Annotated in this window: 18 protein-coding genes; 7 read left to right on the top strand and 11 right to left on the bottom strand. The window is 71.1% G+C overall.

Annotated features, from left to right (window positions below; genetic code table 11):
- Positions 1–5: 5 nt before the first annotated feature.
- The gene (locus B0I32_RS07740; protein WP_106236303.1) at positions 6–1,127 is read right to left on the bottom strand and encodes a citrate/2-methylcitrate synthase; all 1,122 of its coding nucleotides are present in this window, start codon (positions 1,125–1,127) and stop codon (positions 6–8) included.
- 181 nt (positions 1,128–1,308) lie between these two features.
- Here B0I32_RS07740 and B0I32_RS07735 point away from each other — a divergent pair, with 181 nt between their 5' ends.
- A complete protein-coding gene (locus B0I32_RS07735) occupies positions 1,309–1,956 on the top strand; it encodes an FHA domain-containing protein (protein ID WP_106236302.1) in 648 nt (215 codons plus the stop codon).
- Between the two features lie 341 nt (positions 1,957–2,297).
- On the opposite strand, the gene B0I32_RS07730 is transcribed toward B0I32_RS07735, so the two are convergent.
- The gene (locus B0I32_RS07730; RefSeq protein WP_106236300.1) at positions 2,298–3,827 is read right to left on the bottom strand and encodes a glycoside hydrolase family 10-like protein; all 1,530 of its coding nucleotides are present in this window, start codon (positions 3,825–3,827) and stop codon (positions 2,298–2,300) included.
- An 87-nt stretch (positions 3,828–3,914) separates the two neighbouring features.
- On the opposite strand from B0I32_RS07730, the gene B0I32_RS07725 reads away from it, so the two are divergent.
- Positions 3,915–5,348: a glycoside hydrolase family 3 protein gene (locus B0I32_RS07725; protein ID WP_106236298.1), complete on the top strand. Its 1,434-nt coding sequence runs from the start codon at positions 3,915–3,917 to the stop codon at positions 5,346–5,348.
- Positions 5,345–6,205, top strand: a complete 861-nt coding sequence (locus B0I32_RS07720) for a MurR/RpiR family transcriptional regulator (protein ID WP_245955667.1) — start codon at positions 5,345–5,347, stop codon at positions 6,203–6,205. Before B0I32_RS07725 ends, B0I32_RS07720 begins: the two co-directional genes overlap by 4 nt.
- Positions 6,206–6,284: 79 nt before the next feature.
- Here the strand turns inward: B0I32_RS07720 and B0I32_RS07715 are convergent, their stop codons facing one another.
- Complete coding sequence (locus B0I32_RS07715) at positions 6,285–7,745, bottom strand: benzaldehyde dehydrogenase (RefSeq protein WP_106236294.1); 1,461 nt, start codon at positions 7,743–7,745, stop codon at positions 6,285–6,287.
- Positions 7,746–7,850: 105 nt separating this feature from the next.
- On the opposite strand from B0I32_RS07715, the gene B0I32_RS07710 reads away from it, so the two are divergent.
- Positions 7,851–8,624: an IclR family transcriptional regulator domain-containing protein gene (locus B0I32_RS07710; RefSeq protein WP_106236292.1), complete on the top strand. Its 774-nt coding sequence runs from the start codon at positions 7,851–7,853 to the stop codon at positions 8,622–8,624.
- Positions 8,625–8,842: 218 nt separating this feature from the next.
- On the opposite strand, the gene B0I32_RS07705 is transcribed toward B0I32_RS07710, so the two are convergent.
- On the bottom strand, positions 8,843–9,691 hold the full coding sequence (locus B0I32_RS07705; RefSeq protein ID WP_106236291.1) for a bifunctional methylenetetrahydrofolate dehydrogenase/methenyltetrahydrofolate cyclohydrolase: 849 nt from the start codon (positions 9,689–9,691) through the stop codon (positions 8,843–8,845).
- 818 nt (positions 9,692–10,509) lie between these two features.
- On the opposite strand from B0I32_RS07705, the gene B0I32_RS07700 reads away from it, so the two are divergent.
- The gene (locus B0I32_RS07700; RefSeq protein ID WP_106236289.1) at positions 10,510–11,556 is read left to right on the top strand and encodes an ROK family protein; all 1,047 of its coding nucleotides are present in this window, start codon (positions 10,510–10,512) and stop codon (positions 11,554–11,556) included.
- Between the two features lie 655 nt (positions 11,557–12,211).
- Here B0I32_RS07700 and B0I32_RS07695 read toward each other — a convergent pair.
- The 3 genes from B0I32_RS07695 to purN all read right to left on the bottom strand — a co-directional run bounded on the left by B0I32_RS07695 (position 12,212) and on the right by purN (position 14,910).
- A complete protein-coding gene (locus B0I32_RS07695; RefSeq protein WP_106236287.1) occupies positions 12,212–12,400 on the bottom strand; it encodes a hypothetical protein in 189 nt (62 codons plus the stop codon).
- A gap of 333 nt (positions 12,401–12,733) precedes the next feature.
- Positions 12,734–14,284, bottom strand: a complete 1,551-nt coding sequence (purH, locus tag B0I32_RS07690; RefSeq protein WP_106236285.1) for a bifunctional phosphoribosylaminoimidazolecarboxamide formyltransferase/IMP cyclohydrolase — start codon at positions 14,282–14,284, stop codon at positions 12,734–12,736.
- Entirely contained in the window at positions 14,281–14,910 is a 630-nt protein-coding gene (purN, locus tag B0I32_RS07685; RefSeq protein WP_106236284.1) for a phosphoribosylglycinamide formyltransferase, read from the bottom strand. Before purN ends, purH begins: the two co-directional genes overlap by 4 nt.
- Before the next feature lie 143 nt (positions 14,911–15,053).
- Between purN and B0I32_RS07680 the strand changes: the two genes are divergently transcribed.
- Positions 15,054–15,404, top strand: coding sequence for a hypothetical protein (locus tag B0I32_RS07680; RefSeq protein ID WP_245955666.1), 351 nt, complete (start codon positions 15,054–15,056; stop codon positions 15,402–15,404).
- 299 nt (positions 15,405–15,703) lie between these two features.
- Here the strand turns inward: B0I32_RS07680 and B0I32_RS07675 are convergent, their stop codons facing one another.
- Complete coding sequence (locus tag B0I32_RS07675; protein WP_106236280.1) at positions 15,704–17,044, bottom strand: epoxide hydrolase family protein; 1,341 nt, start codon at positions 17,042–17,044, stop codon at positions 15,704–15,706.
- Positions 17,045–17,105: 61 nt separating this feature from the next.
- On the opposite strand from B0I32_RS07675, the gene B0I32_RS07670 reads away from it, so the two are divergent.
- Positions 17,106–18,065 (top strand): helix-turn-helix transcriptional regulator, encoded by a 960-nt coding sequence (locus tag B0I32_RS07670; RefSeq protein WP_106236278.1) that lies wholly within the window; start codon positions 17,106–17,108, stop codon positions 18,063–18,065.
- Between the two features lie 50 nt (positions 18,066–18,115).
- Here B0I32_RS07670 and B0I32_RS07665 read toward each other — a convergent pair whose 3' ends face one another.
- The 3 genes from B0I32_RS07665 to sucC form a co-directional block, all read right to left on the bottom strand.
- Positions 18,116–19,750: a cell division protein PerM gene (locus B0I32_RS07665; protein ID WP_106236276.1), complete on the bottom strand. Its 1,635-nt coding sequence runs from the start codon at positions 19,748–19,750 to the stop codon at positions 18,116–18,118.
- A 322-nt stretch (positions 19,751–20,072) separates the two neighbouring features.
- On the bottom strand, positions 20,073–20,948 hold the full coding sequence (gene sucD, locus B0I32_RS07660) for a succinate--CoA ligase subunit alpha (protein ID WP_106236274.1): 876 nt from the start codon (positions 20,946–20,948) through the stop codon (positions 20,073–20,075).
- Positions 20,949–20,951: 3 nt separating this feature from the next.
- The gene (sucC, locus tag B0I32_RS07655) at positions 20,952–22,133 is read right to left on the bottom strand and encodes an ADP-forming succinate--CoA ligase subunit beta (protein ID WP_106236273.1); all 1,182 of its coding nucleotides are present in this window, start codon (positions 22,131–22,133) and stop codon (positions 20,952–20,954) included.
- Positions 22,134–22,230 lie beyond the last annotated feature (97 nt).

Below are 22,230 nucleotides of genomic sequence, written 5' to 3'. Positions count from 1 at the left end.
GGTGCTCATCGCTCTTCTATCGGCTTCCACTTCTGGTCCGTCTCACCGATGTACTCGCTGTCAGGGCGGATCAACCGGTTGTCGGCGTGCTGCTCGATGACATGAGCGGTCCACCCCGACATGCGGCTGATGGAGAATACCGGAGTGAACAGGTCGGTCGGTATGCCGAGGTAGTGATAGACCGAGGCGGCGAAGAAGTCGACGTTGGGATAGAGGCCCTTCGTCTCCAGGACGACCTCCTCCATCTCCTTCGACATCCGGTAGTAGGTGTCGTCCCCGGTCGATTCGGCCAGTTCGGCCGACATCCGGCGCAGGTGCGTGGCACGGGGGTCCTCGGTCTTGTAGACGCGGTGCCCGAAGCCCATGATCTTCTCGCCGGCGGCGAGCTTGTCGCGTACGGCCTGGGCCACGCCGCCGGGAGACAGCGACTCCAGCGTCTTCATGACCTGCTCGTTCGCCCCGCCGTGCAGCGGGCCCTTGAGGGTGCCGATGGCGGCGACGATGGCCGAGTGCATGTCCGACAGGGTCGCGGCGCAGACGCGGGCGGCGAACGTGGAGGCGTTCATCGTGTGGTCGGCGTGCAGGACCAGGCACTCGTCGAAGATCTCGACCTCGCGCGGGCCGGGGGTGCGGCCGGTGACCTGGAGCAGGAAGTTCGCGGCGATGCTCAGCGACGGGTCCGCCTCGGGGATGCGCGTTCCCGTACGGGCGGCGTGGTAGCGGGCGACGAGCAGGGGCTGCTGCGCGACCAGGCGCGCGGCCTTGCGCAGGTTGGCCTCAGGGGAGATGCCGTCCTTGTCCGCGTCGTCGGCGGCCGACAGGGAGACCAGCGTGCGCAACGCCTCCATGGGTTTCTGTTTCTCGGCGATTTCGGCGATGTTCGCGGACACCAGGGCGCCCAGCTCCCGGCCGCTCGCCAGCTCCGCGCCGTACGCGTCGAGCTCGGCGCGGGTGGGCAGCTTGCCCCGCTGGAGCAGGTGTGCGGTCTCCTCGAACGTCGCGCGGCCGGCCAGGTCGTGGATGTCGTATCCACGGTAGAAGAGCCGGCCGGCCTTTCCGTCGATGTCGCTCAGCGCGGTGGACGCCGCTACGACATCGGCCAGACCTTTCGTGGGCTTGTCCGCCATGAGTGTTTCCTCCGCTTATCTCCGCCCGAAGTCTACCCGTGAGCAGGCAAAACCGACTGCAGAGGTCCAGACCAATTTCACGTGGGATTCTCCTTTCGGCAAAGGAGATTCCGCATCCCCTCGTTTGGGTAAGCCGGAGCTGTAGTAATAGTTACGGCGGGCTACCTGGGGAGGAACTGCCGTGGAGGGGCCGTTCATACGCATCGAGGACACTGGCGAGGTGGTCCCGTTGCGCCCCGAGATCACGACTGTGGGGAGGGGCCGCGGTGTCGACATCCGGCTCACCGACCCCAGCGTGTCTCGACTCCATGCCGAGTTCGTCAGACGAGGACCCTACCTGTATGTCGTCGACCTGGGGCTGTCCAGGAACGGCACACGGGTGAATGGCAGGCCGATCGCCCGGAGGGTCCTTGACGACGGCGACGTCGTCTCCTTCGGCGCGGCACGGGGTCGCATCGGTGGAGTCCCCCGAGAGGACTTCACCCCTGAGGTCGAGCTGCGCAGAGCGGCCGCGCCCGAGCTGACCAGGCGCGAGGTCGACGTACTGACCTCGCTCTGCAGGCCGGCGCTGTCGGACGAGGCGTTCGTCGCTCCGGCGACGGCACGTGAGATCGCCGACGACCTGGTCGTGACCGAAGCCGCGGTGAAACAGCATCTGCTGCGGCTCTACCAGAAGTTCAGGATTCCCGAAGGCACCAACCGGCGCACCCGACTGGCCAACGAGGTCGTCGCGCTCGGTCTGGTGCGTCCGACCCCCGTGGTTCCGCCACAGAGGTCGTCGGGAGCCTCGACCGAGCAGCCGTCGGCGGCCGGGCGCAGGGCTTCTTAGGGACCGGATCGCGACCGGGGCTTCGGCGAGGGGTTCCGGCAGCAGCGGAACCTGAGCGTCCACCGTGCCCGCGAACCGCGGGCACGGCCACGAGCAGCGGCGAGCGTCCATGAGGGCGCCCGCCGGGCTCGTCGCCGGTCAGGACATGACCGGCGACGCGCGTAGGCGTAGCGTTCCCTCAGACCAGTTCGCCGGGCTGGGTTCGCGCGGACCGAAGCCGGGTCGCGCGGACCCAATCGCGCGGACCGGATCGGGGTCGGGCGGACCCAATCGCGCGGACCGGATCGGGGTCGCGTGGGCCGGTTCGCGCGGACCCGCCGGGGTCCGCGCGCATCGGCGGGTCAGATGACCCTGAAGCCGTTGCTCGGCTTGCTGGTCCGGTTGGCCCGGTCCACCGCGACCACGTAGTAGTGGTGACCGCGCCTGCCCTCGGGGTCGGTCCAGCGCAGTTGCCGGTCACCGGGCACGACGGCGACCAGGTCGCGGGCGTCGTCGAACGCCTTGGCGCCCGCGGGCCGGTCGAAGCGGAAGACGGCGTACACGAACGGCTCGTCCCTGCCCGTCGCCACCGCGCGCACCTCGACCCCGCCGCGGTGGCGCAGCGCGTAGGCCAGCACCGGCCGCCTGGGCGCCTCTCCCCTGGCCAGCCTGGGCAGCACGGGCGCGAGCGCGGGCCGCTGGTAGTGGTCGTTCACCGCGGTGGAGATGGAGGCGAGCCGGTCGACCTTGACGTCGTTGGCGTTGTACCAGATGTCGCCGCCGATCTCGCGGTGCTCGCGGTTGAGCGTCAGGTGCCTGGACAGCTCGTCCGGCGCCTGCCACTCGGCCGCCTGGGCGGGATCGCCCGCCTTGTACGCCGCCTGCCCGATCCACAGCAGCGTCTTCGTGCCGCTCGCCACGTCCGACCACCACGGCACGAGCTTGGAGTAGTCGGCCGGCGGCTGCCCGATGTACCAGTAGAGCTGGGGCGCGATGTAGTCCAGCCAGCCCTTCTTGACCCAGCCGCGGGTGTCGGCGTGCAGGTTGTCGTAGGACTGCCCGCCGTTGGTCTCGGAGCCGAGCGGGTCGCTGGCCTTGTTCCGCCAGATGCCCGACGGGCTGATGCCCCAGGCGATCTCGGGCTTGGCCGCGCGCACGCGCTGCTGCATCTCCTGGACCATCAGGTCGACGTTGTGGCGCCGCCAGGCGGCCAGGTCGGGGAAGCCGGCCCCGTACTCGGCGAACTCCTCGGCGTCGTCGAAGTCTGTCGTGTTGGTCGGGTAGAAATAGTCGTCGAAGTGCAGGCCGTCGATGTCGTAGCGGGTGACCGCGTCCATCATCGCGTCCTGGCAGAACTTGCGGACCTCGGGCATGCCCGGGTTGTAGTAGAGCTTGCCGCCGAACGGCAGGATCCAGTCGGGATGCTTGCGGCCGGGGTGGTCGGGGTGCAGCTTGGCCGGGTCGGCCTGCATCGACACGCGGTACGGGTTGAACCAGGCGTGGAAGGCCAGGCCGCGCTTGTGCGTCTCGGCCACGGCGAAGGCGAGCGGGTCGTAGCCGGGGTCCTGGCCCTGGGTGCCGGTCAGATACTGCGACCACGGCTCGTACGGTGACGGCCAGAACGCGTCGGCGGTCGGCCTGATCTGCACGAACACCGAGTTGAGCTTGCGCTGTACGGCCACGTCCAGCCAGGCGAGATATTCGGCCTTCTGCTCGTCGGCGCTGAGGCCGGGCTTCGACGGCCAGTTGATGTTGACCACGGACGCGATCCACATGCCGCGCATCTGCCGTAACGGCGGAACGTAGCCCGCTTCCGCGAAGGCGGGCAGCGGAACGGCCGAGGCGGCGGCGGCGAGGGCGAGACCCTTCAGGAGAGTTCTTCTGCTGGGCATGGGGGGTGGCCTCTCGGAAGTGGTTGTATCGAAGGCGACGATGACAGAAAATTACCTTCAGATCAACAACTGTGAAGGAAAATGCCGATGAGCGGTGACCTGTACAGACTGGCGATGACGGTGCTGCATCCGGGGTACGAGGGAACCTCCGCCCCCGACTGGCTACGCCGGGCGCTGGGCGAGGGTCTGGGCGGCGTGGTGCTGTTCGCCCGCAACGCCATCGACGACCGGCTGATCAGGGATTTCCGCGCCGAGAACCCCGACACCGTCGTCTCCGTCGACGAGGAGGGCGGTGCGGTCACCCGGCTGGAGGTCATGGCCGGCAGCTCCTTCCCGGGCAACCGGGCCCTCGGCGTGGTGGACGACGTGAAGCTCACCGAGCAGGTGGGTCGCCAGATCGGCAGGATGCTCGCAGATCTGGACATCACCCTCAACTACGCGCCCTCCGCCGACGTGAACTCCGACCCGGCCAACCCCGTGATCGGCGTGCGCTCGTTCGGGCCGACGCCGGAGCTGGTCTCCCGTCACACGGTCGCCTACGTCAACGGCGTCCAGGGCGCGGGCGTGGCCGCGTGCGCCAAGCACTTCCCCGGCCACGGCGACACGATCACCGACTCCCATCTGGCGCTGCCGACCGTGCACGCCTCGCGCGAGGTGCTGGCCGAGCGCGACCTGCCGCCGTTCCGGGCCGCGATCGACGCCGGGGTGCGTTCGATCATGTCCGGCCACCTGCTCATCCCCGCGCTCGATCCGTCGATGCCGGCGACGCTGAGCCGTACCGCCATGACCGAGCTCCTGAGGGGCGAGCTCGGTTTCGACGGGATGCTCGTCACCGACGCGATCGAGATGCGGGCGGTGGCCGCCATGTTCGACCCCGGCGAGATCGCGGTGCGGGCGCTCGGCGCCGGCGTGGACGCCATCTGCGTGGGACTGTCGACCGAGGAGAGCCTGCACGCGATCCGCGACGCGATCGTCGCGGCGGTCAGGAACGGCACGCTCCCCGAGGAGCGGCTGGCGCAGGCGGCCGAACGGGTACGCGCTCTGTCCAGCTGGTACGCCGCCCAGGCCGCGCTGCGCCAGGAGGTGCACGACGACGTCGACGAGGGCGTCGGCCTGCGGGCCGCCCGCGCCGCGCTGACCACCCAGGGCAGCGCCACGCTCGACCGCGGTCCCCTGGTCGTCGAGATCAACACCCGCTTCAGCAAGGCCGTCGATCCCGCCACGCCGACCGGCATCACCGCCGCACTCACGTCCCTGCTGCCCGACACCGAACGGGTGCAGCTGGAACCCGAAGGCGGCGAGCTGCCCGCGTTCGACGAGCGGCCGGTGGTGCTGGTGGCGCACGACGCGGCCCGGCACGCCTGGGTGCGCGACACCGTGGCCCGGGCCCTCGCGCTGCGGCCGGACGCGATCGTGGTGGACACCGGCATCGCCGCCGCCCCCGAGGGCGCGACGCACGTGGCCACGCACGGCATCTCCCGCGTCTCCGCGCTGGCGGCGGCGGAATGGCTGCTGCGGTGACCGCCGAACCTGCGAACCCCGTCGCGGCCGTACGCGCCGTGCTGCCCTCGCTGACCCCCGCGGCGCAGTCGATCGCCCGCATCATCCTCGACGATCCCGGGCTGGTCGTGCGCAGCACGATCACCGAGTTCAGCGCGGTGTCGGGAACGAGCGAGGCGACCATCGTGCGCACGGCGCGGGCGCTCGGCTTCGCCGGATACTCGCAGATGCGCTTCGCCCTGGCCGCCGCCGTGGCCAAGGAGCCGGAACGGCTGGTGCCCGGCGACCTCGCGCCCGACGACCCGCTCACGGACGTGATCGCCAAGGTCGCGCGGGCGGAGTCGGAGGCGCTCGCCGACACCGCCGCCCAGCTCGACCCCGACCAGCTCGGGGAGGTCGTCAAGGCGATCTCCGAGGCGCGGCGGGTGGACGTGTACGGCGTGGCCGCCTCGGGGCTGGTGGCCACCGACATGTCGCAGAAGCTGCTGCGGATCGGCCTGTCCAGCCATCCGTTCAGCGACGCCCACCTGGCGCTGACCAGCGCGGCGCTGCTGCACGACGGCGACGTGGCGGTGGCGATCAGCTGCAGCGGCGAGACGCCCGACGTGCTGGTGCCGGCCAGGACGGCGGCCGAGGCGGGAGCGCTGATCGTGGGGATCACCAACAATCCGCGCTCCACGCTGGCCGAGCTGGCCGATCACACGCTGGTGTCCGCGGGGCGGGAGACCGCGTTCCGGCCCGGGGCACTGGCCAGCCGGATCAGCCAGCTGCTGATCGTGGACTGCATCTTCGTGGGGCTGGCGCAGCGGCGCTACGAGACGGCCGACGCCGCCATCCGCGCGACCAGGGAGGCCACCGACCGCTACCGCAACCGGTGACCCCCTTGGTCCGCGCGTCCGCGTTCGTCCCTGTTCGTCCGCTTTGGTCAGCGCGCGTCCGCGTTCGTCCGGGCGCTGATCAGAACGGATAGGCCGCGATGTCGCCCTGCATCGTGACCCACTGCGTCTCCGTGAAGGCGTCCACGTTGGCCCCCGTCCCGCCGAACCTGCTCCCCGTCCCCGAAGCCCCCACCCCGCCGAAGGGAGCCACCGCCTCGTCGTCCACCGTCTGGTCGTTGATGTGCACGATGCCCGTCGGCACCAGGTCGGCCAGGGCCAGGCCCTTCATCACGTCACTGGTCAGGATGCCGAGCGACAGGCCGTACTCCGAGTCGGCCGCCAGGGCCGCCGCCTCCTCCAGGGTGGAGAACGTGGTCACCGGCGCCACCGGCCCGAACACCTCCTCGGCGTACGCGGGCGCCGCGACCGGCACCTCGGCCAGCACCGTGGGCCGGTAGAACAGCCCCTCATACGTCCCTCCCGTGGCCAGCCGCGCCCCGGCCGTCACGCTCTCGGTGACCAGCCGGTGCACCCGGTCGCGCTGGTGGGCGTCGATGAGCGGGCCGAGCGCGACCTGTCCCGTGGCCGGGTCGCCGACGGGCAGGCCGTCGGCCTTGGCGGCCAGGCGCTCCACGTACTCCTCCGCCACGGCCTCGTGCACCAGGTGCCGTCCTGAGGTCATGCAGATCTGGCCCTGGTGGAAGAACGTCGCCCACGCGCCCGCCGACGCCGCCAGGCCGAGATCGGCGTCGTCGAACACCACCAGGGCGGAGTTGCCGCCCAGCTCCAGGTGCACCCGCTTGAGCAGGCGCGCCCCCGCCTCGCCGACCTTGCGCCCCGCCGCCGTGGAGCCGGTGAACGAGATCACCGGGATGTTCGGGTCGGCCACCAATGCCTGACCGGCCTCGGCGCCGCCGGGCAGCACGTGCAGCAGGCCAGGGGGCAGGCCGGCCTCCTCGAAGACGCGGGCGATGGCGTACCCGCCGCAGACGGCGGTGCGCTGGTCCGGCTTGAAGACGACCGCGTTCCCGAGCGCCAAGGCGGGGGCGACGGACCTTATGCCGAGGATCAGCGGGAAGTTGAACGGGGCGATCACCCCGACGACGCCGACAGGCACCCGGCGCGCGAAGCTGAGCCGCTTCTTGGACGTGGGCAGCACCTCGCCGAGCGGCTGCGAGGCCAGCGCCGCCGCCTCGTAGCACTCCTGCGCCGCCACGTGCGTCTCGAAGCCCGCCTTGCCCGGCACGCCGCCGGACTCGCGCACGATCCAGTCCTGGATCTCCTGCGCGTGCTCCTCGAACAGCCGCCCGGCGCGCCGCAGCAGCGCGGCCCGCTCCTCGTACGGCGTCGCGGCCCACGCCCGCTGCTCCTGCCGGGCGCGAAGCGCGGCCGCGGCCACGTCCTCGGCGCCGGCCGTACCCGCGCGGCCGAGTTCCGCACCGGTCGCGGGCTCGACCACGGGCGCGTCACCGGCGCGCGAGACCGTCCAGCTGCCGTCGAAGATCGAGCCCGTCCAGACCTTGGGGTCCAGGAACGTCATGATGAGCTCCTACTTGTTCGCGATGCGCACATGTATTCTCTGACCGAACAACCCCGTATCGCGGAAGCTACGCTCTTGCCGGCTCCTGTTCAAGGGGGACCCAGCATGGTCGATCATGTGCAGTCGCTGGCGCGCGGCCTCGCGGTGATCCGGGCGTTCAGCGCCACGGAGCCTGAGCTGACGCTCAGCCAGGTCGCCCGCGCGACCGGGCTCAGCAGAGCGGCGGCCAGAAGGTTCCTGCTCACGCTCACCGACCTGGGGTACGTGCGCAGCGACGGGCGGCTGTTCGCGCTCACGCCGCGGGTGCTGGAGCTGGGCTACGCCTACCTGTCCAGCCTGTCGCTGCCCGAGGTGGCCGATCCGCACCTCGAACGGCTGGCCGCCGAGGTGGGCGAGTCCGCCTCGGTCGCGGTGCTGGACGGCACGGACGTGGTGTACGTGGCGCGGGTGGCCACGGCGCGGATCATGCGGGTCACGATCAACATCGGCACCCGGTTCCCGGCCTACTGCACCTCGATGGGCCGGGTGCTGCTGGCCGCGCTGCCGCCGGAGGCGCTGGAGAGCTACCTCGGGCGGGCCGAGCTGCGCCGCCTCACCTCGCACACCATCGTCCTGCCCGCGGCGCTGCGGGCCGAGCTGGACGAGGTGCGGGGGCGCGGGTGGGCGATGGTGGACCAGGAGCTGGAGGAGGGGCTGCGCTCGATCGCGGCGCCCATCCGCGACCGCGCGGGGCGGACGGTGGCCGCGGTGAACGTCTCTACGCACGCCACGCGTACGAGCTTGCAGGCCGCCCGGCGCGACCTGCTCCCGCCCCTGCTGGCCACGGCCACCAAGATCGAGACCGACCTGTCGGCCCTCGCCCCCGCCGCCCGCCCATGACGTCTTCACCTGAGCCGCGCCCGCTCGCCGCCGGAACGCCGCGGCGGCCGGTTCCCGGCCCGACGGCCTGGCCGGAACCGGGCGGCGCCGCCAGAGAGCCGGGCCCGGCGTGTCCTAAGGAAGCCGCCGGTACACGTAAGGGATCTCAGGGCGTACAGGAGATCATGGATCAGCGGCGAGAATCCCCGGAGCGGCTTCCTGTCTCGGAGAGTGTGGCGTCAGAGGCGGTGTTCGGCGGCTTCGACCACGTTGGACAGGAGCAGCGCGCGGGTCATCGGCCCGACGCCGCCCGGGTTGGGCGTGAGGTGGCCGGCGACCTCCTCGACGTCGAGTGCCACGTCACCGGCGATCTTGCCGTCCACGCGGGAGACGCCGACGTCGAGCACCGCCGCCCCCGGCTTGACCATGTCGCGCTTGATGAGCTCGGGCACACCGGCCGCCGCGACCACGATGTCGGCGCGGCGCACGTGAGCGGCCAGGTCCTGGGTGCCGGTGTGGCAGAGGGTCACGGTGGCGTTCTCGCTGCGGCGGGTCAGCAGCAGGCCCAGCGAACGCCCCACGGTGATGCCCCGGCCCACCACGACCACCTCCGCGCCCTTGATCGGCACGCCGTACTCCTGGAGGAGCAGCACGATGCCGTGCGGGGTGCAGGGCAGCGGGGCGTCGACCATGTGGACGAGCCGGCCCAGGTTGACCGGGTGCAGGCCGTCGGCGTCCTTGGCCGGGTCGATGCGCTCCAGCAGGGCCATCGTGTCGAGGTGCTTGGGCAGCGGCAACTGCACGATGTAGCCGGTGCACGCGGGCGAGGCGTTGAGCTCGTCGATGGCCGCCTCGACGTCGGCCTGGGCGGCGGTGGCGGGCAGGTCGACGCGAAGGGAGGCGATGCCCACCTCGGCGCAGTCACGGTGCTTGCCGGCCACGTAGATCTGGCTGCCGGGGTCGTCGCCCACGAGCACGGTGCCCAGGCCCGGCGTGACGCCGCGTTCCTTGAGCGCGGCGACCCGCCTCTTGAGGTCTTCCTTGATCTTGGCGGCGGTGGCCTTGCCATCGAGTTTCACTGCGCTCATGCCGCAATCCTTCCATGCCGCTCCCGTTCCTCCGCACCGGCGGGGCGCCGCGCCACATGGAAGCCGCCAGACACCGGTCACCGCCCGGTTATCCACAGAGGCCAGGCAGTCCACCCCGAGTTATCCACAGCCCGATGCTGACATCGTTGTCATTGATCTTGGAAGGCCTTAAAGTTACGCATGCCCCAGCATCCTGCCCCCACCCTCACCACCCGGGAGAGCGCCATCCCACACCTCACCGCGGAGCCCACCGCCCACCCCCACAGACCGAGCCCTCTCCGGCCGAGCGCCACGCAGCCGACAGCCTTCTTCCGAGCCGCGCGAAGGACGTCCATCCCACCAGGCGCACCAGGGACGAACCTCCGACCAGCCATACGCCGAACATCCGCCTCGCGCGCAACGCGCCGGACGGACTTCTCGCACATCACCTTCCCGCGCCCCACGCCCTGGACGAACTTCCCGCAAGCCCCGCAGGGAACGGCCTCCCCGCGCTGCACGCGACGGACGGACACCCTGGAAGCTTCGGAAGTCTCACGAGGGACGGACTCCCCACACGCCCCCCACGGCACGAGCTTCCCGCGCCCCACGCGACGGACGGACGCCCTGGAAGCCTCGCGATTGACGGACTCCTCGCACACCTGCGGAGGGTTGGGCTTCCGACGAACCCCGCAAGGGCCGACTCCGGCCAGTCCGGCTATTTCGGCTATTTCGGCTCATTGGCTCAATGACCTGGGGGCCGGGAGATCAAGACCCGTGCCCTGCCTGGAACGCCCTGGCGATCCCCACCGGTCCGACGACAACCACCACCGCGGAAACTGATGACCTGCGTACTCGCCATCGACATCGGAGGAACCAAGCTCGCCGCCGCACTGGTGGACGAGGCCGGCTCCATCCTGCGTTCCGCCACCCGACCGACGCCGCGTTCTGACGTCATGTCCACCCTGGCCGCCCTCATCAAAGAGGTGATGGACGACGGTCCCCCGCCTCAGGCGGTCGGCATCGGTTGCGCGGGCCCGGTCGACATCGCCGCCGGCACCGTCAGCCCGGTCAACATGCCGAGCTGGCGCGGATTCCCGCTGCGCCGGGAGGTACGCGAGCTGACCGGCCTGCCCACCGTACTGGCGGGCGACGCGCAGTGCTTCGCGCTCGGCGAGCACTGGCTGGGCGCCGGCCGCGACTGCGCCTCACTGCTCGGCGTCGTCGTGTCGACCGGCATCGGCGGCGGCCTGGTGATCGACGGCGTCCCGTTGCTGGGCCCCACCGGAAACGCCGGACATGTCGGCCACATGAGCATCGACCCGTACGGCGAACGCTGCGAATGCGGCGGCCGCGGCTGCGTCGAACGCTACTCCAGCGGCCCCAACATGACCCGCTGGGCCCTGGAAAACGGCTGGACCCCCGGCACCGCCTCCAGCCCCACCAGCACCGGCACCGCCACGGGCACCGGTACCGCTACTGGCACCGGCATTGGCTCCCCCACCCTCGGCGCCACTGGCACCCCCGATTCCGGCACCCCTACCAGCCTTGGCACCACCGGCACCCTCGACAAGGCGGACGCGCGGGCGCTCGCGCAGGACGCCGCAGCAGGCGACCCCATCGCGGTGGCCGCCTTCGAACGCGGCGCCCGGGCCCTGGCCGGCATGATCGCCTCCACCGCGGCAGCCGTCGAAATCAACGCGGTGGTCATCGGCGGCGGCGTCTCGGCCGCGGGCAAGGTGCTGTTCGAACCGCTGGAGCAGGCTCTCGACGACGTCTCCGGCCTGCCCTTCGTCAAGGCGGTCCAGGTCAGACAGAGCACTCTTGGCGTACGCGCCAGCCTGGCCGGCGCAGCCCACCTGGCCTGGCACCCACCACCCACCAGCTGACCCCGCGCTTCCCAGGAGACGCCCCACCCACCCGCCAACCGCCCGCAGAAACCAACCCAACCTGCGGGCCCACACCGACCCTGCGACCATCCGCCGGGGCTTGCCAACGTGCACAGGAATCCGTGGGCGCACACCTGGACCCACGGGCATGCGCGGAACGGGTCAACGTGCGCGGGGACTGGCGGCGTGCGCGGGACCCTGCGGGCGTGCTCAGTAATCTGCCGGCGGACGCCGGGACCTGACCTGCGGGCGTACGTACACCAAAACGTCGTGCGCGAGACCTGCGGGCATCCGCCGGAACCCGCCAGCGTGCGCAGCGCCGTACGGACATGCGCTGGGGCCTACGGGCATGCGCGGAACCGGCCAGCGTCAGCGGGGACTTGCGGACGTGCTCGGGACCCTGCGGCCATCCGCCGGAACCGGACAGCGTGCGCGGGAACCTACGGGCATGCGCAGAGACCTACGGGCCGACGCGGGAACCTGACGGCGCGCGTCGAGACGTGACCTGCGGGCGTACACCAGGACCTGCCAACGTGCGCGGGACCTGCGGGCGTGCGCGGACCCGCGGGGGCGTGCGCAGTACCTGCGGGCGTGCACCAAGACCTGCCAGCGTGCCCGGAGACCTACGGGTGTGCGCCCGGATGCGACAAACGGGTCAGGCGTCGCGTTCGGCGGCGGCGGCCTGGGCCTCGCGGCGTTCGATGATGCGGCGGGTGTAAGGGATGAGCTCCACGGCGCGACTGCCGAGGTAGGCACCGATGAAGGCGAGTGCCACGAGCACGAAGGGGCTGGTGGACAGGCCGTTCAGGGTGACGAATGCCTGCAGGATCGCGTCGAGCGCCATAGGGGTACTCCGAGTGACGGCAACGGGGAGAGGTTCAGCGTAACCGGATCCGATGAGTGCTCGCGGCAAAATCGGATAAGGGCGACATGATCGGCACATGTCGCCCTTATCGTAATGATCAACCCCTACAGGGACGTTCAGCCTTCTATGGCGATGATCAGCCCGCTGCCAGGCCGGTCAATCCCTCGCGGGGACGACCCGACTTCTGCCGGGTGATCGGTTGGCTGAGCGATCAGTCCCCACACAGGCGGTCGATCCTTCATCGAGGCGGTCAGGCCCCCACGAGGCGACGACCAGTCCCCTCTGGGAACGGTCGGTGTCGGGCGAAGGTGATCAGTGGAAGAAGTGGCGGGCTCCGGTGAAGTAGAGGGTGATGCCGGCCTTCTGGGCCGCCTCGATGACCTGTTCGTCCCGGATCGAGCCACCAGGCTCCACGACCGCGCGTACGCCCGCCTCGGTCAGCACCTCCAGCCCGTCCGGGAACGGGAAGAACGCGTCGGAGGCCGCCACCGACCCCGCAACCCGCTCCCCCGCCCGAGTGACCGCCAGGCGGCACGAGTCGACCCGGTTGACCTGGCCCATGCCGACGCCGACGGTCGCCCCGCCGCTGGCCAGCAGGATGGCGTTGGACTTCACCGAGCGGGCGGCCCGCCAGGCGAACTCCAGGTCCGCGAGCAGCTCGGGCGAGGCGGGCTCGCCCGACTTGAGCTCCCACTGGGCCGCCACGTCGCCGGGCGCGTCGACCCGGTCCACCGTCTGCACGAGCAGGCCGCCGCTGATCTTGCGGAACTCGGTCGGCTCCGCCGGCCCGTCCGGGCACAGCAGCAGGCGCAGGCTCTTCTTGCCGCGCAGCACCTCAAGGGCCTGCGGGTCGTACGCCGGGGCCACCACGACCTCGGTGAAAACGTCGAAGATCTGCCTGGCCAGCTCCTCGGTGACCGTGCGGTTGACGGCGATCACGCCGCCGTACGCCGACACCGGGTCGCACGCGTGCGCCTTGCGGTGGGCCTCGGCCACGTCGGCGCCGATCGCGATGCCGCACGGGTTCTGGTGCTTGATGATGGCCACGCACGGCTCGGCGAAGTCCCACGCCGCGCGCCAGGCGGCGTCGGCGTCGAGGTAGTTGTTGTAGGACATCTCCTTGCCGTGCAGTTGCTCGGCGCCCGCCAGCCCGCCCTCGCCCGCGGTGCCGCCGGTGTAGAGGGCCGCGCGCTGGTGGGGGTTCTCGCCGTAGCGGAGGGTGGCCTTGCGCTGGTACGCCGACCCGGTGAAGGCGGGGAACTCGTCCTCGCTCGCGTACGTCCCCGCGAACCAGTTCGCCACGGCCACGTCGTAGGAGGCCGTGTGCGCGTACGCGATGCCCGCCAGCCGCCTGCGCTCGGTCAGCGTGAAGCCGTCCTCGCCCAGCGCGTCGAGCACGTCGCCGTAGAAGGCGGGGTCGACCACGACGGCGCAGGTGCTGTGGTTCTTCGCCGCGCCCCTGATCATGGCGGGACCGCCGATGTCGATCTGCTCGACGCACTCCTCGGCGGAGGCGCCGGAGGCGACGGTCTCCTGGAAGGGGTAGAGGTTCACCACGACCAGCTGGAACGGGTCGATCTCCAGCTCATCCAGCTGGGCCACGTGGTGCGGCTTGGTGACGTCGGCCAGCAGCCCGGCGTGCACGCGCGGGTGCAGCGTCTTGACCCGACCGTCCAGGCATTCCGGGAAGCCGGTGAGCTGCTCCACCTTCGTCACCGGGATCCCGTACGACGAGATGGCGGCGGCCGTGCCGCCGGTCGAGACGATCTCCACCCCGGCGCCGTCGAGGGCTCTGGCCAGCTCCTCAAGCCCGGACTTGTCGTAAACAGCGATCAGCGCGCGCCGGATGGCGATGCGAGTCACGTGGATTCCCCTCCTGTGTGGTTGCCGATTCGGACGCTACGTCCGCTGACCGTCCAGCCCTCACGAGCCATCCGGCCGACGATCTCGACGAGCAGCCGGCGCTCGACCGTCTTGATGCGCTCGTGCAGGACCTTCTCATCGTCGTCGGGGAGCACGACCACCGCCTCCTGCGCCACGATCGGCCCCGTGTCGACGCCCGCGTCGGCCAGCATCACCGTGCATCCGGTCACCTTGACCCCGTGGGCGAGCGCGTCGCGGACGCCATGGGCGCCGGGGAACGACGGCAGCAGCGCCGGGTGGGTGTTCAGCACGGGGAAGGCGTCGAGCGAAGGCGAGCCAAGGATCTTCATGAATCCCGCCGATACGACGAGGTCCGGCTCGTACGCCGCGATCCGGGCCGCGATGGCGGAATCCCATTCCGCCCGCGTCGCATAATCGCCCACTTTTTCGACAAATGTCGGGACGCCTGACCTCGATGCTCTGGCCAGCCCTTCGATGCCCTCCCTGTCGGCGCCGACCGCTACCACGCGAGCGCCGTACGACGGGTCGGCAGAAGCGTCCAGCAGGGCCTGTAGGTTGGTTCCAGAGCCGGAGACGAGGACGACGAGCCGCCCAGCCTTAGACACACATACTCCAAAGAGGAAACAGGGTGGGGGTCACAGGGTATCTGTTCCTCGCCCGGCGACGCAGAGGAGGTCAGGTGTCGACACCGGTGAAGGCACCGGCAGGCCAGCAGCCCGCTGACGCAGCGGGCCGCCGAGCGATTTGGTTGTCCATCGCAGCGCTGGCCATGACGTTCATGTTGCCGCTCGCGGGTCTGGTCATGGCGCTGTTCGCGCTGATGGCCGGGGTCCGTGCGCTGCCGCTGCTGAGGGCCGAGAGCAAGCCGACGGGCGTGGCGGTGGGCGGCATCACGGTCTCCTCCATCGCGCTGGCGCTGTCGGCCATGGCCACGGGCATGCAGCTCTACCTCATGGACGAATACTCCGCCTATCAGGAGTGCTTGAAGGGCGCGGGCACGGTGTCGTCGCAGGGCGAGTGCTTCGCCCAGTTCAGAGACGCGGCCCAGCGCAAGCTTCCACCCGACGTACTGGAGATGCTGGGCGCCATGCAGCCGTAGCCGCCGCGTCCCCTGACAGTCGCCGCCCGTTCAGCGGCGACCGTCGGCTGCGGCGCCTGACGGCTGACGGCTGACGGCTGACGGCTGACGGCTCCAGCGACCGGCGACTCCAGCGGGCGGCTGACGGCTGCGGCGGGCAACCGACTGACGGCTCCGGCGACCAGCGTCGCTAGCAGGCGACTGACGGCTGCGGCGGGCAACCGACGACTGTGACGATCGGCGGCCGACGGCTCCGGCGACCGGCGGCTTATGACTGCTCGACCCAGTGAGCGTCGTCAGCCGGCCGCCTGCCGCCAGGGTCACCGTGCGACGCGGAAGAACTCGCGCAGATCCCCGACCAGCAGGTCCGGCGTCTCCAGCGCCGGGAAGTGGCCACCCCGGTCGAACTCCGACCAGTGGCCGACGGTGTTCGCCGGGTCGGCGATTGCGCGGATCGTCGTGTCCGCCGCGAACACCGCAACCCCCTGCGGCGGCATCGGCACGTCCGGCCACCCGCCCTGCTCGACACCGGACCCGCCATCCTCGGACTGGCCGTCCCCAAACCGGCTATCCCTGGACCCGCCGCCCTCGGACCCGCCGCTCCCCGACCCACCGTTCCCGGACTGGCCACCCTCGGACCGGCCCTCCCCGGGCCCGCCGTCCCCGGACTGGGCGTCGTTGTAGGAGGAGGCGGTCATTTCGCGGTAGGCCTGCATGCCTTCGTAGAGGAAGTCGGCCGAGGAGGCGCCGGAGCCGGTGAACCAGTACAGGCTCACCTCGGTGAGGAGTCGGTCGCGGTCCACGGCGTCCTCCGGGAGTTCGGCGGCCGGATCCGTCCATTCCTTGAACTTCTCCGCGATCCACGCCAGCTGCCCGATCGGCGAGTCGTTCAGCCCGTAGGCCAGCGTTCGCGGGCGGGTGGACTGCAGGTGCAGGTAGCCGAGGCCGTCCTCGCGGGAGGCGTTGAAGCGCTCGGCGCGGGCCCGGTCCGCGCCGGACAGGCCGTCCAGCTCGATGGGCGGGCCGAACGGGTACGGCGACGGGCCGTTGACGTGGGTGGCGAGCACCCGGCCAGGCGCGGCCATGGGCAGCAGCATGGTCACGCCGCCCCCGACGTCACCACCCTGCGCGGCGAACCGTTCGTACCCGAGCCGGGTCATCAGCTCCCCGAACGCGGCGGCAACCCGGAACAGGTTGCCCCAGCCCGGCTCCCGCACCGGGTTGGAGAAACCGAAGCCGGGCAGTGACGGGATCACGACGTGGAACGCGTCCGCCGGGTCACCGCCGTGCGCGCGGGGGTCGGTCAGCGGCCCGATCACGTCCAGGAAGTCGACGAACGAGCCCGGCCAGCCGTGGGAGAGGATCAGCGGCAGCGCGTCCGGCTCGGGTGAGCGGACATGCAGGAAGTGGATGTCCTGACCGTCGATCGTGGTCACGAACTGCGGGTACGCGTTCAGCGTCTTCTCCTGCGCGCGCCAGTCGAAGCCGTCCGCCCAGTAGTCCGCCAGGCCCTTGAGGTAGTCCACGGGGACGCCGCGCTCCCAGCCGGTGCCGCCGAGCTGCCGGGGCCAGCGGGCGCGGTTGAGGCGGTCGTGCAGGTCGTCGAGCTCGGTCTGCGGGATGTCGACGCGGAACGGGCGGATGTCCGTGTTGTTGGTCATACCGGAAATCTAGGATCGATACCGGAACCGTCCGTTCCTGTATCGAGGCAGACTTTCAAATATGTCGGACACTGCACAACGACTGCTGCGGCTGCTCTCCCTGTTGCAGACGCCGCGGGACTGGAGCGGGCCGGAGCTGGCCGAACGGCTCGACGTCACCGTGCGTACCGTGCGCAATGACGTCGAACGGCTGCGCGGGCTCGGCTATCCGGTGCACGGGATCAGGGGCGTCACCGGCGGCTACCGGCTCGGGCCCGGCGCGCAACTGCCGCCGCTGCTGCTCGATGACGACGAGGCGGTCGCCGTCGCGGTCGGGCTGCGGGTGGGCGCCACACAGGGCGCGGTCAACGGCATCGAGGAGGCGGCGCTGCGTGCTCTGACCAAGCTGGAGCAGCTGCTGCCGTCACGGCTCCGCCACCGGGTCAACGGCCTCCGGGCCTCGCTCCTTCCACTGCCGAACGCGAGCTCCCGTGTGGACGCCGAGACGCTCACCGCGATCGCGGCGGCCGCGCGCGACCACGAGCGGCTCCGGTTCGACTACGCCGCCCATGACGGGTCGACCGGCCGCCGCGAGGTCGAGCCGCACCGGCTCGCGCACGGCCGGGGCCGGTGGTACCTGGTCGGGTGGGACGTCGCGAGGGCCGACTGGCGTACGTTCCGGGTGGATCGGATGCGACTGCGGACGCCGAACGGCCCCCGGTTCACCCCGCGCGAGGATCCCGGCGGTGACCTCGTCGGCCATGTCAGCACCGGCCTGGCCACCGCGACCTGGCAGTGCCGGGCGAGGGTGACGGTCCGCGCGCCGGCCCAGCACGTACGCGACCGGCTGCCGTCCGGTGTCCAGGTGGAGCCCCTGGGCGACGACGCCTGCGTGGCCGAGGTCGGCTCGGACACACCGCAACTGCTGGCCTGCTACCTCGGCATGCTCGGCGCCCCGTTCGAGGTCACCGAGCCGCCCGAGCTCGTCGCGGAGATCCGCGCACTGGCCGACCGCTACCGGCAGGCGGTCCCGGAGGACTGAGACACCTCACCGTGTCGGGCGCGGTCGCGGACGCGGGGGAACCGGCCGTGTCAGTCGCGGTCCCAGGCGTACGGGTCGACGTAGATGACGTGTCCGCCTCGGTCGTCCGACTCGTCCACGATGTCCTTGCGGGGTGGGCGGGCGGCGGGTTCGGGCTCCGGCGGGCGGGGCCGGGCCTGGGCCAGGGTTTCGGCCTCGGCGGAGGCGTGCTCGTCCTGCCAGTCGTCCCTGATGACCGGGATCTCCTGGGTGTCGGCCTCGGTGGCGTCCATCCAGTGGCCGGGCAGCGGGCGCGGGTCGGACTCGGCCAGTCCGACCTTGCTGGCCGCCTTGGCGATGGCGGCGCCGGCCTTGCGTACGGGAGCGGCCGCCTTGTCGAGCGGGGTCCTGGCCCGTTTGTTGATCAGCAGCAGGTTGGTCACGCCCGCCGAGATGCCGGCCGCCACCCCGACCTCGATCGCGACCGACAGCGCCACCTCCCAGGGCGAGGGCCCGACCGTGGCCAGCCGCCCGCCGCCGATGGGCCCACCGGACAGCGCCGCCAGCAACCCGGCCACCAGCCCGGTCGACACCCCGCTGATGAAGCCCCACAGCGGCGCGGCCTCATACGACGGCGAAGGCGCGATCCTGGCCACCATCACGCCCGCCACGGCCCCGGCCGCGAACGGCAGCGCGATCACCGCCATCATCCACGCCGGCACAGGCCCGCTCTCCGGCAGCGCCCCCAGCAGCGGCAGGCTCGGCACGGTGCCGAGTTGCACGCCCGTCGGCGCGACCAGGGTCTCGGCGCCGATGGCGAAGCCGGGCCCGGCGATGTAGGAGAAGGCCCAGATGACGGCGTTGAGCAGGTAGAGGAGCTGGACCAGCGCCAGCAGCACCCCGCCGACGAACCCGGGCGCGAGGACGTCGGACAGCTGCTTGACCTGCCCGAAGTTCAGTACGACGGCGACCAGCACCAGCGCCAGCCCGGCCACGAGCAGCACCGCCGTGGCGACCGCGGTGCCGACCGTCAGCGCGCGCACCCGTTCGGGCAGCAGCCGCAGCATCACCCGCCACGGCCCGATCATGCGCGCGGTGGCCAGCGCGCCGCACAGGAACGCCAGCACGAAGTGGCTGAGCAGCGCCTCGCCGATGAAGGGCTGGGTGATCTCGTTGCTCGCGACGAGCGCGATCAGTCCGGCGAGCAGCGCGTACGGGGCCGCCAGCGACACCCCGGCCTGCATCACCACGACGAGCTGGGCCCGGCGGCGGGCACCCGCCTGCTCCTTCGGGCTGTTCTTGGGCAGCCGGGCGGGCAACCGAAGCCGCAGGTCGGCGTCGCGGGCCATCCAGCGGCCCGCGCGGTAGAGCAGCATGGCGGGCAGGATCATCAGCCCGAGCGGCAGCAGCCCGACGCGTCCGCCGGGGATCGCGAACCCGGCGTGGTGGGCGGCCAGCCAGAGCTGCGCCGCCGTTCTGAACACTCCGGGCAGGCCGGCGCCCAGCGCGCCGCGTGGCGCGGCGATCCAGCCGACCAGGGTGAGCGTGGTGAGTGCGGCCAGGCCGACGCCGAGGGTGCAGGCGGCGGCCAGCATTCCCGACACCGGCAGCGGCCGCCGTGTCTCGTCGTCGTCGCTCGAGACCCCGGGGAGCTTGCCGAGCACCGACCGGGGGGCGGTACGCAGCTGGTCGAGAATCGCCGTCACAGTAGGCGATTTTCTCAAGCTTTCCCGACCGAAGCTTGGTTGACGCGCCGCCCGCCGCCCACTTTGTGCGCCTCCGCACGGGCCGCGGCGCCGTCTCACGCGTTCCACCGGACGGGCTGAGGCGTCCCGCGCGTTCCGTCTGACCGGTTTAAGCCGTCCCGCACGTTCCACCGGACCGGTTGAGGCCGTCCCGCGCGTTCCGCCGGACGATGAAAGCCGTCAGGGGCGCTCCGCCGGAGGGTGCGGGAAACGCGAAGGGCCCCGCATCGAGCAGGGCCCTGGCGAAAAACGGTGAGACGTGGTGCGGACGGAGCGAAGCCCGTCAGCGAGCCTGCATGATCTCGCGCATGAGGCGAGCCGTCTCGGACGGAGTCTTGCCGACGCGGACGCCGACCTTCTCCAGCGCTTCCTTCTTGGCCTGCGCGGTGCCGGCCGAGCCGGACACGATGGCGCCCGCGTGGCCCATCGTCTTGCCCTCGGGGGCGGTGAAGCCCGCGACGTAGGCGACGACCGGCTTGGTGACGTGCTGCTCGATGTAGGCGGCGGCCCGCTCCTCGGCGTCGCCGCCGATCTCGCCGATCATCACGATGGCGTCGGTGCCCGGGTCCTCCTGGAAGGCCTGGAGGGCGTCGATGTGGGTGGTGCCGATGACGGGGTCGCCACCGATGCCGACGGCGGTCGAGAAGCCGAAGTCACGCAGCTCGTACATGAGCTGGTACGTGAGCGTGCCGGACTTCGAGACCAGGCCGATGCGGCCGGCGGTGGTGATGTCGGCGGGGATGATGCCGGCGTTGGAGGCGCCGGGAGAGGCGATGCCCGGGCAGTTGGGGCCGATGATGCGGGTCTTGTTACCCTTTTCGACCGCGTACGCCCAGAAGGCCGTCGAGTCGTGCACCGGCACACCCTCGGTGATCACCACGACGAGCGGGATCTCGGCGTCGATGGCCTCGATGACCGCGTCCTTGGTGAACGCCGGCGGCACGAAGACGACCGACACGTCGGCGCCGGTCTGCGCGATGGCCTCCTTGACCGTGCCGAACACGGGCAGGCCCTCGTGCGTGGTGCCGGCCTTGCGCGCGTTGACGCCGCCGACGACGCGGGCACCGGAGGCGAGCATGCGGCGGGTGTGCTTGGTGCCCTCGCCGCCGGTCATGCCCTGAACGATGATCTTGCTGTTCTCAGTCAACCAGATGGCCATGGGTCACGCACCTACCGCAGCGAGCTCGGCGGCACGCTTGGCCGCCTCGTCCATCGTGTCAACCAGCTCGACGCGCGGGAGCGCGGCGTCGGCCAGGATCTGCCGCCCGAGCTGGGCGTTGTTGCCGTCGAGGCGGACCACCAGCGGGTGGGTGACGGCCTCGCCGCGGCTTTCCAGCAGCTTGAACGCCGAGACGATGCCGTTGGCGACGGCGTCGCAGGCGGTGATGCCGCCGAAGACGTTCACGAAGATCGACTTGACGCTCGGGTCGGAGAGGATGATCTCCAGGCCCGCGGCCATGACCTCGGCCGAGGCGCCGCCGCCGATGTCGAGGAAGTTGGCGGGGGACGGCTTGCCGGGGAACGCCTCGCCGGCGTAGGCCACCACGTCGAGGGTGGACATGACCAGGCCCGCGCCGTTGCCGATGATGCCGACGTCGCCGTCGAGCTTGACGTAGTTGAGGTCCTTCTCCTTGGCCTTGGCCTCGAGCGGGTCCTCGGCGGCCTTGTCGGCCAGCGCCTCGTGGTCGGTCTGGCGGAACGCGGCGTTCTCGTCCAGCGTGACCTTGCCGTCGAGGGCCTTCACCTGGCCGTCGGCCGACAGGATCATCGGGTTGACCTCGACCAGCGTGGCGTCCTCGTCGACGAAGCAGCACCAGAGCTTCTCGATGAGCTCGGCGGCGCCGTCGAGCGACTTCTCCGGCAGGCCGCCGGCCGCCGCGATCTCGCGGGCCTTCGCGCGGTCGACGCCGGTCAGCGCCGAGACCGGCACCTTGGCGACCTGCTCAGGCGAGGTGTGGGCGACCTCTTCGATGTCCATGCCACCCGCGGCGGAGCAGATGGCGAGGAAGGTACGGTTCGCGCGGTCGAGCAGGAAGGAGAAGTAGTACTCCTCCGCGATCGCGCTGGCCTCCTCCACGAGGACCTTGTGGACCGTGTGGCCCTTGATGTCCATGCCGAGGATGGCCTCGGCCTTGGTGACGGCGTCGGCGGCGTCGTCGGCCACCTTCACGCCGCCGGCCTTGCCGCGGCCGCCGGTCTTGACCTGGGCCTTGACGACGACGCGGCCGGTCAGCTCCGTGGCCGCCGACCGTACCTCCTCCACGGTGTGGGCGACGATGCCACGTGGCACCGGGATGCCGTAGTCAGCGAAGAGCTCCTTCGCTTGATGTTCGAACAGGTCCACGAGGGTCCGTCCTCTTCCATTGCGACTGATGTTCGGCGGCCCGGGCAACGGCACTGACGGTCGCGTCCGCTTCGCCGTTCGCTGGCATCGTGCCTGC

Source organism: Nonomuraea fuscirosea (assembly GCF_003001935.1).
Taxonomy (GTDB): domain Bacteria; phylum Actinomycetota; class Actinomycetes; order Streptosporangiales; family Streptosporangiaceae; genus Nonomuraea; species Nonomuraea fuscirosea.
The sequence above is the reverse complement of the archived record's forward strand: the minus strand, read 5'-3'. Positions and strand labels throughout refer to the sequence as shown.

What these genes read in the sequence shown, in the direction of transcription:
- B0I32_RS07740 (WP_106236303.1), bottom strand. Translation starts at nt 1,127, where the DNA reads ATGGCGGACAAGCCCACGAAAGGTCTGGCCGATGTCGTAGCGGCGTCC.
- B0I32_RS07730 (WP_106236300.1), bottom strand. Translation starts at nt 3,827, where the DNA reads ATGCCCAGCAGAAGAACTCTCCTGAAGGGTCTCGCCCTCGCCGCCGCC.
- B0I32_RS07725 (WP_106236298.1), top strand. Translation starts at nt 3,915, where the DNA reads ATGAGCGGTGACCTGTACAGACTGGCGATGACGGTGCTGCATCCGGGG.
- B0I32_RS07715 (WP_106236294.1), bottom strand. Translation starts at nt 7,745, where the DNA reads ATGACGTTCCTGGACCCCAAGGTCTGGACGGGCTCGATCTTCGACGGC.
- B0I32_RS07710 (WP_106236292.1), top strand. Translation starts at nt 7,851, where the DNA reads ATGGTCGATCATGTGCAGTCGCTGGCGCGCGGCCTCGCGGTGATCCGG.
- B0I32_RS07705 (WP_106236291.1), bottom strand. Translation starts at nt 9,691, where the DNA reads ATGAGCGCAGTGAAACTCGATGGCAAGGCCACCGCCGCCAAGATCAAG.
- B0I32_RS07700 (WP_106236289.1), top strand. Translation starts at nt 10,510, where the DNA reads ATGACCTGCGTACTCGCCATCGACATCGGAGGAACCAAGCTCGCCGCC.
- B0I32_RS07695 (WP_106236287.1), bottom strand. Translation starts at nt 12,400, where the DNA reads ATGGCGCTCGACGCGATCCTGCAGGCATTCGTCACCCTGAACGGCCTG.
- B0I32_RS07675 (WP_106236280.1), bottom strand. Translation starts at nt 17,044, where the DNA reads ATGACCAACAACACGGACATCCGCCCGTTCCGCGTCGACATCCCGCAG.
- B0I32_RS07670 (WP_106236278.1), top strand. Translation starts at nt 17,106, where the DNA reads ATGTCGGACACTGCACAACGACTGCTGCGGCTGCTCTCCCTGTTGCAG.
- sucD (WP_106236274.1), bottom strand. Translation starts at nt 20,948, where the DNA reads ATGGCCATCTGGTTGACTGAGAACAGCAAGATCATCGTTCAGGGCATG.